The sequence below is a fragment of the Leeuwenhoekiella marinoflava DSM 3653 genome (genome assembly GCF_900129005.1).
In the GTDB taxonomy this organism is placed as follows: Bacteria; Bacteroidota; Bacteroidia; order Flavobacteriales; family Flavobacteriaceae; genus Leeuwenhoekiella; species Leeuwenhoekiella marinoflava.
This window is the reverse complement of sequence record NZ_FQUN01000003.1, coordinates 252248-266943: the sequence shown is the minus strand read 5'-3', so window position 1 is coordinate 266943 and position 14696 is coordinate 252248. Positions and strand designations below refer to the sequence as shown.

Annotated in this window: 6 protein-coding genes; all 6 read left to right on the top strand. The window is 38.9% G+C overall.

What is annotated here, in order from left to right:
* Positions 1-270: 270 nt before the first annotated feature.
* The 6 genes from BUB91_RS01180 to BUB91_RS01155 all read left to right on the top strand — a co-directional run bounded on the left by BUB91_RS01180 (position 271) and on the right by BUB91_RS01155 (position 14647).
* Positions 271-5847, top strand: a complete 5577-nt coding sequence (locus BUB91_RS01180) for an alpha-2-macroglobulin family protein (RefSeq protein WP_073095946.1) — start codon at positions 271-273, stop codon at positions 5845-5847.
* Between the two features lie 98 nt (positions 5848-5945).
* On the top strand, positions 5946-8312 hold the full coding sequence (gene pbpC / locus BUB91_RS01175) for a penicillin-binding protein 1C (RefSeq protein WP_241652548.1): 2367 nt from the start codon (positions 5946-5948) through the stop codon (positions 8310-8312).
* A gap of 129 nt (positions 8313-8441) precedes the next feature.
* Complete coding sequence (locus BUB91_RS01170) at positions 8442-8948, top strand: GbsR/MarR family transcriptional regulator (RefSeq protein ID WP_073095945.1); 507 nt, start codon at positions 8442-8444, stop codon at positions 8946-8948.
* 49 nt (positions 8949-8997) lie between these two features.
* A complete protein-coding gene (locus tag BUB91_RS01165; RefSeq protein WP_254796098.1) occupies positions 8998-10092 on the top strand; it encodes an efflux RND transporter periplasmic adaptor subunit in 1095 nt (364 codons plus the stop codon).
* 18 nt (positions 10093-10110) lie between these two features.
* Complete coding sequence (locus BUB91_RS01160; RefSeq protein WP_073095944.1) at positions 10111-13245, top strand: efflux RND transporter permease subunit; 3135 nt, start codon at positions 10111-10113, stop codon at positions 13243-13245.
* A gap of 1 nt (position 13246) precedes the next feature.
* On the top strand, positions 13247-14647 hold the full coding sequence (locus tag BUB91_RS01155) for an efflux transporter outer membrane subunit (RefSeq protein ID WP_073095939.1): 1401 nt from the start codon (positions 13247-13249) through the stop codon (positions 14645-14647).
* Positions 14648-14696: the final 49 nt, after the last annotated feature.

The window sequence follows — 14696 nt, the reverse complement described above, 5'->3', positions numbered from 1 at the left end:
AAATGCATTAAATTGAATTGTATGATTTTACTAGTATATTCATAGCCATTAGAATTACATAGATCGTTCGTATTTTTACTTCTTAAACCCTGCACGCCTCAAACTATTTTAAAGCAAAATTATCTGGGTAGATTTAATACAGATTACTCATTAAAACCGTTAGAATAATAATGTTCCTTAAATCTTATCTCCCCTGCTAGTTCAGGAACTATAAAAAAAGTATTTTACGGCATCCTCCGGTTTTAATAATGATTCAAAAAAAAGGTTTTTATGAGAAGAATTGAAGTACTTTTTAGTTTGTGTATTTTACTGATTATTCAATCTTGTAACACCAGAAAGCATCCTGATGCCGACAATATTTTTAAGTTTAAAGAATACATTTCTTTCAACACCTTTGGCAATACTTCTATTACAGAACAAATACGTGTAGAACTTGCGCAGCAAACCACACAGTTTGAACTGTCGCAAGAAATTCCTTCAGAGTATTTAATTATAAACCCAAAAACCGAAGGAACGCTTCTTATCGAAAACGGTACCACGCTAACCTTTCAACCCGAAGAAAATTTACGTCCGGATACGGAATACAGTGTCACCTTAAAGCTGAGTAGATTTTTTGAAGATATTGATCCAGATTATAAAAATTACACCTTCACTTTTAAGACTATAACACCAAATTTTAAAATCAACTTAGGCAATCTGCAGTCTTATAATAAAGAGTGGCAATACCTCACCGGTTCTGTAGAAACAGCAGATTGGGTCTCCGCAGAAGAAGTAAAAAAACTGGTGCAGGCAGAACAAGAAGGAGATAAACTGCATATAGATTGGCCTACAGAAGAATTAAAAGGAACCTACTTCAATTTTACAATAGACAGCATTCACCGCAAAGAAGAAAATTCTCAAATACGAATTTCGTGGGATGGAGCACCTATTCAAAGTAAAACACAAGGACAAAGCACACTCAACATCCCCGGCCAATCTAATTTTACTGTCGTTGATGTCGTAAGTGCCTTAAGTCCTGAAACTGCTATAAGCATCAATTTTTCAGACCCTCTAGAAATGTCTCAAAATTTTGACGGACTGGTACAATTGGATAGTTTGACGGGTCTACGCTATGAAGTTCAGGGCAATGTTTTAAACGTTTATCCCAGACAACCTCTTTCTGGTGAACTCAATCTAACTCTAAATAAAGGAATCAAAAATGCTTCGGGTTTCAGCTTACAGCAAGCGTATACACAAAGCGTATCTTTTCAACAACTGAAACCACAAGTGCGCCTTATTTCCAAAGGAAATATTCTGCCTGCTTCTATGAAAACACCTATTTATTTTGAAGCGGTAAACCTTTCTGCTGTAGATGTGCGTGTTATTAAAGTGTATCAAAACAATATGCTGCAATACCTGCAAAGCGCTAATCTCAATAATACAGACACCTATGATTTGAAGCGGGTAGGAAGAAGAGTTGCTAAAAAAACCATACCACTTATCAGCAACAGCATTGGTCAATCTGGCTTATGGAAAGCATATGCCGTTGATCTTTCAGAATTGTTTAAGACTGACCCTGGAGCTTTATATCGTGTTGAGTTCAGCTTTAATCAGAGCTACAGTCTTTATCCTTGCACCAATGAAAATGAAGAGACTTCCCTATCTAAAGAAGAGGCTTATCTTGAAGAATCTTATGAAGAGTATTACCATACCGGTACAGAGAGCGACCAGGAACAGCGCGAAGAACGCTATTGGGATGACGAACTTTATTCTTGGAGAAACAGGGTATATAACTGGGAGGAAGAAGATAATCCATGCCACCCGGCTTATTACAACGAAGATCGTTTTGCGCAGGCTAATATTATAGGCTCAGACCTGGGACTTATCGTTAAAAAAAGTGAAAACGGAGCATACGATTTTGTCACTACAAATTTATTGACCGCAAAGCCCGAAATGGGCGTAGACATTAAACTCTACAATTATCAGCAGCAACTTATTAAAAGCATAAAAACAGATCTTAACGGACTTGCTTCTTATAAGAGCTCTAAAAATGCGGCTTTTGCAATTGCCCAGCAACGAAACGATTTTGCATATGCAAAACTTGATGATGGCAACGCATTATCCCTAAGTAACTTTGATATCAGTGGAGCCAAGCTTCAAAAAGGTTTAAAAGGATTTATGTATACCGATCGAGGTGTACATCGCCCCGGCGATAGCATACACCTTAGTTTTGTTCTCAATGATCTGGCCAATCCTTTACCTGCAGAACACCCTGTAAAACTTGAAGTTACAGATGCTCGTGGAAAACTCGTACAGCGCAGCCTATTAAGTTCTACACTTACTAATCAAAACATTGCTGGTGGAAGCAATCATGGGTTTTACTATTTCCCGATACCAACAAATACAACAGACCCCACCGGAAACTGGAATGCCACCATCTCCGTAGGTGGTGTTAAATTCAGTAAAACCTTGCGGGTTGCAACGGTTAAACCCAACCGACTTAAGATAAACCTTGATTTTAATCAAGATTTATTAAGTGCGACAATTCCTGTTAGCGGTACGGCAAAAGCAACTTGGCTTCACGGCGCTCCTGCACGTAATCTCAAGATTGATATGACAGCTACGTTGAGCAGTACAGTGGCATCATTTAAAGACTTTAAAAATTATGATTTCACTGATCCCGTGAGACGATTTAATGAAGTTGAAATTCCCATTCTCAATCAAAAAACATTAGATAATTCTGGAATTATAAACTTCTCTCAGAAAATAGACCTCAGCAATAAAGCTCCAGGAATGCTCAAAGCCACTTTTCTCACCAAAATATTTGAGGGTGGTGGTGACTTTTCGGTAGATGTGTTTTCTAAAAACTTGGCTCCTTTTACCCATTTCACTGGTGTTAAAGCTCCGGAAACTCACGAGTATAATTCTTATTATACAGATGAGGATGTAACTTTTGATCTGGTTAGTGTAGATGTAGATGGCAAACCCGCTTCAGAAAGAACACTTAACGTTCAAGTATTTAAAATCGAATGGCGCTGGTGGTATAGTCGTGGTGGTGATAATTTATCCCATTACGAGAATAGTTCGGTTTATAAGCCCGTGCAAGATTTTGAAGTAAAAACCAATGCTAAAGGAAAAGCTCAAGCAAGTGTGAACATTCCTGAAAAACAAGGTGGGCGCTATCTCATTCGCATCATCGACAAAGCCTCGGGTCACGCAACAGGACTCACCACTTATTTTTACAGAAACTGGAGCAATGCACCGGCAGGAAGTTCAGAAAGTGCAAAAATGCTGGTTTTTAAAGCAGATAGAGAAAATTATAAAGTTGGTGATGAAGCGGTAATAACTTTCCCTTCTGATGCTTCAGGCAATGCTCTGTTGAGTATTGAAAATGGCACCGAAGTACTTTCTAAACAATGGGTTAAGACCAAAGCCAAAGAGACAAGCGTGCACATTCCGATAACTAAAGAAATGGCACCTAATGTGTATGCACACATCACTTTATTACAACCTCACGCACAAACGCTAAACGACAGACCTATCAGGCTATACGGAGTCATTCCGTTGCTTGTTGAAGACCGTTCGACCATACTTCAACCGCAACTCAAGATGGCAGAAGTTCTCAAACCTGAGCAGGATTTTACTATAAAAGTTAGTGAAGCTTCCCAAAAAGCCATGACCTATACCGTGGCTGTTGTAGATGAAGGTTTATTAGATCTAACCCGTTTCAAAACTCCAGAAATTCATAAGTCATTTTACGCACGTCAGGCACTCGGCGTTAAGACTTTTGACATCTACGATTATGTCATAGGTGCTTATTCTGGCAGTGTAGATAATATTTATGCGATAGGTGGTGGTGACATCGCCGCAGGTGCAAAAAACCGAAAAGCAGACCGCTTTAAACCGGTGGTTCAATTTTTAGGTCCTTTTCATTTAGAAGCCGGTAAAACTGCAAATCACAAATTACATATGCCTAATTATATTGGTTCGGTTAGGACGATGATTGTAGCTGGTAATAATGAAACCGGTGCTTACGGCAGTGCAGACAAAACCACAGCTGTAAAAAAACCATTGATGGTATTGACTTCGCTTCCGCGGAAGTTAGCTCCTCAGGAAAAACTAACCCTTCCGGTGACAGTTTTTGCGATGGACAACAAAGTGAAGCAGGTTTCTGTTCGTGTTAAAACCAGCAATGCATTGAAAGCCATAAACGGAAGCTCTAAAACTATAAACTTCAACGAGCCCGGTGAACAAATTGTAAACTTTGAATTTGCCGTAACAGCTGCCAAAGAACCGCAAAAGTTTGAAATCACAGCTTCAGGTGGTGGTGAGACCGCTTCTTATTCCATAGAAATTGACGTAGAAAATCCGAATCCAATTTCGCAGAAAGCGACCTATTACACGCTTCAAGCTAATGAGTCGCTTAACATTGACTATGAGAATTTCGGAGTAGCCGGAAGCAATTCTGCAACCCTAGAACTCTCAACCTTACCGCAAATTGATTTTACAAAACGCTTACAATATCTCATCAGTTACCCATACGGATGCGCAGAACAAACAACGTCAAGCGGTTTCCCTCAACTGTTTTTAGGTTCTCTTTTTGATCTGGATAACAATCAGCAAAAAGAAGCCCGACAAAATATCGAAGCGACAATAGCACGTCTGGGAATGTTGCAAAATCCATCTGGCGGTATCAGCTACTGGCCGGGAGAACGTGATTCTGATGCTTGGGCGACTTCTTACGCCGGTCACTTTATGCTCGAAGCTCAGAAACAAGGCTACACGCCGCCGTTAACCTTTTTATCAAATTGGTATATGTATCAAAAAAACGCGGCAAAACAATGGCGTAATGGAGCAACCTCATATAACAGCAGTCTTACACAGGCTTATCGCTTGTACACACTGGCTCTAGCCGGTCAACCGGAACTTGCAGCGATGAACCGCCTGCGGGAATCTGGTTATCTTAATAATGATTCGAGATGGCGTCTGGCAGCGGCTTATGCGCTCGCCGGTAAAAAACAGGTAGCAACAGATCTTGCTGCAAAGGCTAATTTTAATTTTGATACAGATCGCGATCTACAATATACTTACGGTTCTGTATTGCGCAATAAGGCAATGGCTTTAGAAACACTTGTTTTATTAGAAGACAAGCGCCAACAAGACTTAGCAAAATCTATTGCTAAAGACCTTACAGTATCCAGCTGGTATAGTACGCAGACTACATCTTATGCGTTGTTAAGTTTAGCAAAAATGCTTATCGCAAATGGCGGAAAAGCAATTGCTGTTGCTGCAAACAACACTTCTTTAAAAACCGAAAAAGGCTTCATCAAAATGCCATTAAAGGTTTCTGAATCTAAAAATACGGTTGAGCTTAAAAACACAAATGATAACACGGTTTATATAAGCATTATTCAGCAAGGTAAATTGCCTCTTGGAGAAGAACTTACCGAGCAAAATAATCTGACTGTTTCTACTGAATTTTTAGACGGAAATAATAAAAAGATAGCGATTGAACAACTCCGTCAAGCAACAGCAATTAAAGCGCGTATTACCGTTACAAATCCAACCTCAAATGCAATAGGTAATATAGCCTTATCTCAAATTTTCCCGAGTGGATGGGAAATTGTAAATACCAGTTTCACCAGCCTAGGAGGTGGTGCTTCCGGGAAAGCGCGATACAAAGATATTAGAGATGACCGGGTGTATTTTTACTTTGATCTAAAACCTAAAACCACCCGAACCTTTGAGGTTGACCTCAACGCATCTTATTTAGGCTCCTATTATTTACCGGGAACCCAGGTAGAAGCGATGTATGATCACGACTATTTTGCGCGTACAAAAGGAAAATGGATCGAAGTACAGCAATAAGTAATTGACCTTGGGGCAAGCCTGGAAGGCATTAAAATGAAACAGTTTTGACTTCAAGGATAATCTTAAACATTTAAATCTCGATTATCGAGTAAACTTTGAAAACAACACTGAGAAATCGAATATTCCACTTTATAAAGCGCTATAAATTTGTAGTAGGCGGACTCCTCATACTGGTTCTTCTCTGGCTGTTTTGTTTGCCTAAACCACTTTTTAAAGATCCTACAGCTACAGTGGTTGTAAGTGAAGAAGGTAAACTTCTAGGTGCTCGCATTGCAGCTGATGGTCAATGGCGGTTTCCTGTGGTTGATAGTGTCCCGTATCGTTTTAAAAGCTGTATTCTGGAGTTTGAAGATGCCTACTTTTATAAGCATCCCGGGTTGAATCCTGTGGCGATGAGTAAAGCTTTATGGAGCAACTTCACAACCGGTAAGCGTCGTGGCGGAAGCACGCTGACTCAACAAGTGGTTCGGCTTTCTCGGAAAAACCAGAAACGCACCTACTTTGAGAAAATCATCGAGACTTTTATGGCGACTCGGGTTGAAGCAAGTTATTCTAAAGAAGAAATTCTCAACTTCTATGCTTCTAATGCTCCCTTTGGCGGTAACGTAGTTGGCTTAGAGAGTGCCTGCTGGCGGTATTTCGGGATTCCTTCTAGTGAATTGAGTTGGGGCCAAGCAGCAGCTTTAGCGGTTTTGCCCAATGCACCGGCACTTGTTTTTCCGGGGAAAAATGAAGTTCTTTTTAAAGCGAAACGCGACCGCTTACTTAAAAAATTAAAAGACGAAAATTGTATAGACAAAACTACTTATGAGCTAGCTATTGCTGAAGACCTTCCGGGAAAACCCAGAGAATTGCCTGATGAAGCTCCGCATTTTTCCGAACGTATGGCACGGGAACAATCTGGCAACTATGTAAACAGCACAATTCAATTCAATTTACAAAAACGCATCAACCAGATCACTGCTGAAGCCTATTACCGGCTAGATCAGAATCAGATACACAATCTTGCTGTTTTAGTTCTAGATGTCAATTCTCGTGAAGTTTTAAGCTATGTGGGCAATGCTCCCACTACTGCAGAACACGCCAATTATGTAGATATCATCACCCGTGAACGCAGCACAGGAAGCACCTTAAAGCCTTTTCTCTTTGCATCATTATTAAGTGCCGGTGAATTATTACCTAACAGTCTGGTAGCCGATGTTCCCACCAGTATAAATGGCTATAGCCCGCAGAATTTTAATCGAAGTTATCACGGTGCCGTTCCGGCTTCGGAAGCTTTGGCTCGCTCGTTAAATGTACCGGCTGTGAGCCTGTTGCGGGAATATGGACTGAAACGTTTTTACAACAAGTTGAAACAGCTCAACTTTAAAAGCATCGATAGGTCTGCAGATTATTATGGTTTGTCTCTCATTTTAGGTGGTGCAGAAAGTAACTTGTGGCAGTTGACAAACGCTTACGCAGGGATGGCAGCTACGCTTAATTTTTTTAATAGTACGTCTAGTGAATATCCCAAGCAAACTTTTAGCGAACCGGTTTACTTAAAAAGTGACGTAGAACGTTCGTCCACAAAGAATCAAAATCCAGAGCTTTTTGATGCAGGAGCCATTTACCAAACCTTGCAAACCTTACGTGAGGTAAACCGTCCGGAAGGTTCAGAAAACTGGGAATTCTTTAGCGATGCCCAACCGCTTGCATGGAAAACCGGAACCAGTTACGGGTTTAAAGATGCCTGGGCAATAGGTGTTACCGGCGACTATGCAATAGGCGTTTGGGTAGGTAATGCAGACGGTGAAGGCAGGCCCGGTATAACCGGAATTCAAGCTGCTGCGCCCATACTATTTGAAGTGCTTGATGTGCTTCCTGATTCAGACTGGTTTGAGATGCCTTATGACGAACTTGTAGAAGCTGAAATTTGTCCGCAGAGCGGAAATCTGGCAGGATTGTATTGCCCTGTTTCAAAAAAAGAATGGATCCCAAAAAAAGGAACACGTATGGAAGCCTGTCAATTTCATCAGCAGGTTTTTCTCAATCAAGAAGGAAATCATCGCGTAACAGCTTCTTGCTATCCGCTAGGCAAAATGCTTTCAAAAGCATGGTTTAGTCTTCCGCCGGTTTGGGAATATTATTATGCTCCCTTGCATCCTGAATACAAACCGCTACCAGAATTTGCCCTGGGTTGTTTCCGCGAAAGTGAGAAACTAATGGAATTTATTTATCCTAAAAGAGGTGAAACTATTCTGCTACCTAAAGACTTTCACGGCGAACAAGAGGTAGTTTTAAGAGTTGCACACCGAAATCCTGACACTAAACTTTACTGGTATCTAGATGGTATTTACATAAGTACCACAACTAAGTTTAACGAACTCTCTTTAAAGCTCTCTCCTGGAATTTATAAACTCCTCGTAACTGACAGTGCTGGCAATAGTATTGAACAACAATTAAGTATTGATACAGCTTCTTAAAAATATCCCACCTACACAAATCCTTACGAGCTCTACGATAACGATAACTTACATTTAACATTCTTTTAAGTTTTGTCAGTTCGGTAAAAACCGAACCAATTGTAATTTTGTCGGTTCAAATGATTTACAATGGAGTGGGAAGAGCTTAATGCGGAAAAAGAATTACTAATTGAACGTTTAGGAGTACATATAGAAAAGAAGGATAACATTCCTCCTTTAGCAGCGCGTATTGTTTCTACATTGATATTAACAGGGAAAAGAGGTTCCACTTTTGATGAATTGGTAACCAGTTTACAAGCGAGTAAAAGTACTATCTCTACACATTTAAACAACCTACAACATCTTAAAACCATAACCTATTATACGATTTGTGGTGATCGCAAAAAATACTTTGTCATGAACCCAAAAAGTATGATTATACATATGGGGGAAACACTGGATACTTGGGATAATGAGAAGCAACTGCATGTTTCTATTATGGAATATAAACAGCAAATAAATCAAATAAATCCTGAGAACGAAGATCTACATTTTGATCTGGAGTTTCATTTAGATTACCTCCAGTATCTGGAGCAAGCCAGCGATTCTCTCAGAAAGATTCGAGAAAAACTTACAGCAAAAACAAATAATGAATAAACCCTCAATGATGAAAAAAAGAATTTTTATTTACATAGTTCCCGTGTTCATGGGAGTTTTTATTACCACAACATCATGTGGTGATGACAAAGCTGCTCAGGGAGCAGGCCAAGCACAACAGGCGCAGCAGCTACCTGTTATAACTATTCCTCAGAAAACAGTAACTGGTTATAGTAGTTTCCCCGCAAAAATTGAAGGTATCGTTAATAGTGGCGTAAGAGCCAAGATTCAAGGCTACATCTCAAATGTACTTGTAGACGAAGGTGAAAAAGTTCGTAAAGGGCAGCGTCTATTCAAATTAGAAACACAATCGCTAACACAGGATGCTAATGCAGCTAAAGCTTCTGTTAATGCTGCACAAGTTGAGGTTGACAAGTTAAAACCTTTAGTTGAAAAAGGCATTATAAGTAACGTTCAGCTAGAAACTGCAAAAGCACAACTTGAACAGGCAAATAGCAATTATGAAAGTATTGCTGCAAATATAGATTATGGTTCTGTAAAAAGTCCGGTAGATGGATTTGTTGGTGCTATTCCTTTTAGAGAAGGAGCTCTTGTGGGTCCTACAGATACAACACCGTTAACTACAGTTTCTGATATAGAGAAAGTGTATGCATTTTTCTCAATGAATGAATCTGATTACTTGAGCTTTTTACAAAATACAGCAGGTAATTCTCTTCAGGAGAAAGTAGATAATTTTCCTCCAGTACTTTTACAATTAGCCAATGGAGAAACTTACGATCAAGAAGGAAAAATAGAAACAGTTACCGGTCAAATAGACACACAAACAGGTACGGTAAGTTTTAGAGCTGTTTTTGAAAATCCTAATCAGCTTTTAACAAATGGAAATAGTGGTGTTGTAAGAATACCTGTAACCTATGAAGATGCTGTGATTGTTCCTCAAAATGCAACATTAGAGCAACAAGGGCAAATTTTAGTATATCAATTAGATTCTGAGAATAAAGCTTCTTCAACTGTTATAACCATTAAAGACGAAGTTGAGAATTATTATGTCGTAAAAGACGGTTTAAAAAAGGGTGATAAAATTATTGCTAACGGCATAGGAAAGCTGAGAAACGGCACCCCTGTTAATCCTAAAGAAACATCTTTTGACAGTTTAAAGCCTGTTCAAAAAGTATTCAAATAATAAAATAGCGCATAAATCATGCTAAAAACCTTCATAGAACGTCCGGTACTTTCTACCGTGATTTCGATAATAATTGTCATTTTAGGGGTTTTGGGTCTTACCACCCTTCCCATTGAACAATATCCTGATATTGCTCCTCCTACGATCAAGGTTACTACAACCTATCCCGGGGCAAACGCAGAAACAATTCTAGAGAGTGTTGTCATTCCCTTAGAAGAACAGATAAATGGTGTAGAAGGTATGACCTACCTTACCTCTACAGCAGCTAATAATGGTTCTGCAGAAATTACTGTTTATTTTGATCAAAATGTAGATCCAGATATTGCAGCTGTAAATGTGCAAAACCGTGTTGCTCGTGCAAATCCTCTTTTACCAGCAGAGGTAAAACAGACAGGAGTTTTAACACAGAAACAGCAAACAAGTTCGTTGATGTTCTTGTCTTTTTACACAACTAACGAGAACTACTCTTCAACCTTTTTACAGAATTATCTGAAAATTAATGTAACTCCAGAATTACAAAGGGTAAGCGGTGTAGGTGATGTAAATGTGTTTTCGCAAGAGGATTACTCCATGCGAATCTGGCTAAAACCAGAAAAACTTTCTGCTTATAACTTAATGCCTTCTGATGTAACCGCTGCTCTTAGTGAGCAAAGTTTAGAAGCTGCAGCAGGTTCCCTAGGTGAAAATAATGGTGAGTCTTTCTCCTATGTAATTAAGTATCAAGGTCGCTTTAAGAATGAAGAGCAATATTCTGATATCATTATTAAAGCATTAGGCAACGGGCAGTACCTTAGGTTAAAGGATGTCGCAGATATTGAATTAGGTGCGCAATCTTATGGTAAAAAATCTATTACCAAAGGATTTCCTAGTGTCAACATGGCGATATACCAAACCAAAGGATCTAACGCTCAAGAAATAATCGAAGAGATTAATTCACGCCTTGATGTTCTAAAAGATGATTTTCCTGATGGAATTGAAATTTTTATTCCTTATGACACGAATGCCTTCTTAAATGCTTCTATAGAAAAAGTGGTTCATACACTTATAGAGGCTTTTATTCTGGTTTTTGTAGTAGTTTTTATTTTCTTACAAGATTTCAGATCTACTTTAATTCCGGCAATAGCAGTTCCTGTTTCAATTATAGGTACTTTCTTTTTCTTAAATATATTTGGGTTTTCTATTAACCTGCTCACGCTATTTGCCTTAGTCCTCGCCATTGGTATTGTGGTAGATGATGCCATAGTTGTTGTGGAGGCCGTTCATGCTAAAATAGATGAAGGAGCTAAAAGCGCCAAGAAAGCTACTCTAGATGCGATGCATGATATTTCTGGCGCAATTATCTCAATTACTCTGGTAATGGCAGCAGTATTTGTTCCCGTAACGTTTGTACAGGGTCCTACTGGTGTGTTCTACAAGCAGTTTGGTATTACACTTATCGTTTCAATTGTAATTTCAGCTCTTAATGCCTTGACTTTAAGTCCGGCGCTTTGTGCATTGTTTTTGAAACCACATAACGAAGAAGAGCATAAAAAAACCTACCTGCAACGTTTTTATGACGGATTCAACCGCGGTTTTAATGCTACCATTCATAAGTATGGAAAATCACTGCACTTCCTTTATAAAAATAAATGGATTACAGGGGTTATTCTTATCCTTTCAATTGTTGGAATCTGGTGGTCTGCGACTACTACACCTACAGGGTTTATACCTAATGAAGACCGTGGAATTATCTTCGCAAATATTGAGCTTCCGGCGGGTGCAACCTTAGACCGTACCCATGCTGTAAACGAAGACTTATATAACCGCATTAAAGATATGCCTGGTGTGGATGGGGTTTCTATGATAGACGGAATAAGCTTACTTAACGGTGCTGGTAACAACTATGCATTAGGATTTATTAAACTTAAAGATTGGTCTGAACGGGAAGAAGACTCTCTTTCTACTGATGCTATAACCGGTAGATTATTTGGTTTAGCAGCAACAATACCTGACGCTAATATAATTTTCTTTGCACCTCCAAGTGTACCTGGATTTAGTGCTTCTGCAGGTGCGGAGGTGAATTTATTGGATCAGTCAGGAGGTTCTTTTAAAGAATTGGATCAAAATAATCAAGATTTTATTCAATCTTTAATGAAGCATCCAGAGGTTCAGTATGCACAATCTTCATTCAACACGAGATATCCTCAATATGAAATGACGATTAATGTGCCGGTTGCTAAAGACAAAGGAGTTTCGGTAAATGATATTTTCTCAACCCTACAAGGTTATGTAGGTGGTCTGTATGCTGCAGATTTTGCACGATTTGGTAAACAATACCGTGTTTACATACAGTCGCTTCCTGAAGACAGAGCTAAAGAAAGTGATCTTAACAAGTTGTTTGTTCGTACTAATGACGGGCAAATGGCTCCGGTAACTGAGTTTATCTCACTAAAACGAGTTTATGGTCCGCAGGCGGTAACTCGTTTCAACCTTTTTAACTCTACAAAACTTACAGTGGCAATGAACCCCGGCTACAGTACTGGTGATGCGATAGGTATTATTGAAAGTGAAGCTAAGAATCTACCTAATAATTTTAATACAGCATATTCTGGTCTAACAAGAGAAGAGGTCAATGCCGGAAACCAAACAACAATGATTTTTATTCTTTGTATTGTTTTTGTGTATTTCTTACTATCTGCTCAATATGAAAGTTACTTACTCCCCCTATCGGTATTGTTATCACTACCTCTAGGAGTTTTTGGAGCTTACTTCTCTATCAAGATAATGGGGCTAGAAAATAATATTTACTTTCAAATTGCCCTGATAATGCTGATTGGTCTCTTAGCCAAGAATGCTATTCTTATTGTAGAATTTGCGATACAGCGAAGAAAAAGAGGTGAGTCTATCGTAGATGCGGCAATAGATGGTGCAAAAGCGCGTCTAAGACCTATTTTGATGACTTCTTTTGCCTTTATTCTAGGTCTTATGCCTCTTGTGTTAGCAAATGGAGTAGGTGCCATAGGTAACCGCTCTATTGGTACTGGTGCTGTAGGTGGGTTACTTATAGGAACTCTCTTGGGTGTTTTTGTAATTCCTATTCTATACATCCTCTTCCAATGGCTACAAGAAAAAATCACAGGAGCTCCCACTGTTGAACCTCAAGAAACTAATTAATATGAAAAAGCACACATTATATAGATTATTCATACTTGGTGCCGTTCCTTTACTGCTAGCTTCTTGCTTTGCAGCAAAGGAATATGAAAGGCCTGAGGAAATAATTGACGAGACGTATTACAGAACTGATGCTATTGAACAGGATAGCACAAATATGGCTGTAGTATCCTGGAGAGATATGTTTTCTGACCCTGTATTGCAACAACATATTGACACCGCATTGGTAAACAATATTGACATTCGGGTTGCGCTCCAACAAATACTTGCTGCTCAAGCTTATTTTAAACAAGGAAAAGCAGGTTACTTTCCTACCCTTAACGGTACAGCCCAATACACGCATCAAGAATTGTCTTCAAACAGTCAGTTTGGAGGATTGTTTTCATCACTTGATCAATATGAATTGAGTGGTAGTCTATCTTGGGAAGCTGATATCTGGGGAAAAATAAGAAGTAATGAGCGTGCTTATCAAGCACAATACTTACAAACTGTTGAAGCCCATAAAGGAGTAAAAACTCAATTGGTAGCTATGGTTGCTTCTAATTACTTTCAACTTCTTGCATTAGATGAGCAACTACGAGTTACCGAAGAAACTATCAAAACTCGTGAAAGTAGTTTAGAAACAACTAAAGCTTTAAAAGAAGCTGGTAATGTAACTGGAGCTGGCGTAAAACAAACAGAGGCTCAGCTTTATACAGCTCAAGCCTTACGTATAGATTTGATTAATCAAATTCGCTTGTTAGAAAATAGCTTTTCTATATTACTTGGCAAGCAGCCTGGTACTATTGAGCGTAATGATTTAGAGCAACAAAAAATAACTACATCTTTAAAAACAGGTGTTCCGGCACAATTATTAAGCAACAGACCTGATGTAAAAGCATCTGAATTTGCTTTGATAAATGCTTTTGAGCTTACTAATGTTGCGCGTAGTAATTTCTACCCTTCGCTTACACTATCTGCTACAGGAGGTTTTCAAGGACTAGAATTTGACCAGCTTTTTAATGCAAACTCACTATTTGCTACCATAATAGGAGGTCTAACACAACCTATTTTTAACGGAAGAAAAATTCGTACACAATACGAAGTATCTCAAGCACAACAAGAACAAGCTAAACTTCAATTCAAGCTTTCGCTTTTAAAAGCTTCTCAAGAAGTCTCTGATGCTTTATACACTTATGATGCTTCTACAGAGAAATTGGAGATTAAACGTAAAGAATTTGACGCTTATAGCATTGCTACAGAATATTCTGAAGAGCTTCTAGATAACGGTCTGGTAAATTACTTAGAAGTTTTAACTGCGCGTGAAAATGCATTAAACTCAAGCTTAGATGTGATTAACACAAGACTTGCTCAACTTCAATCAGTAGTAGACTTATACGAAGCGCTTGGAGGAGGTTGGCAATAACTCATTAAACTTAATGTTGTCTTTTACCCTTAAGTTAACAATGACGAAA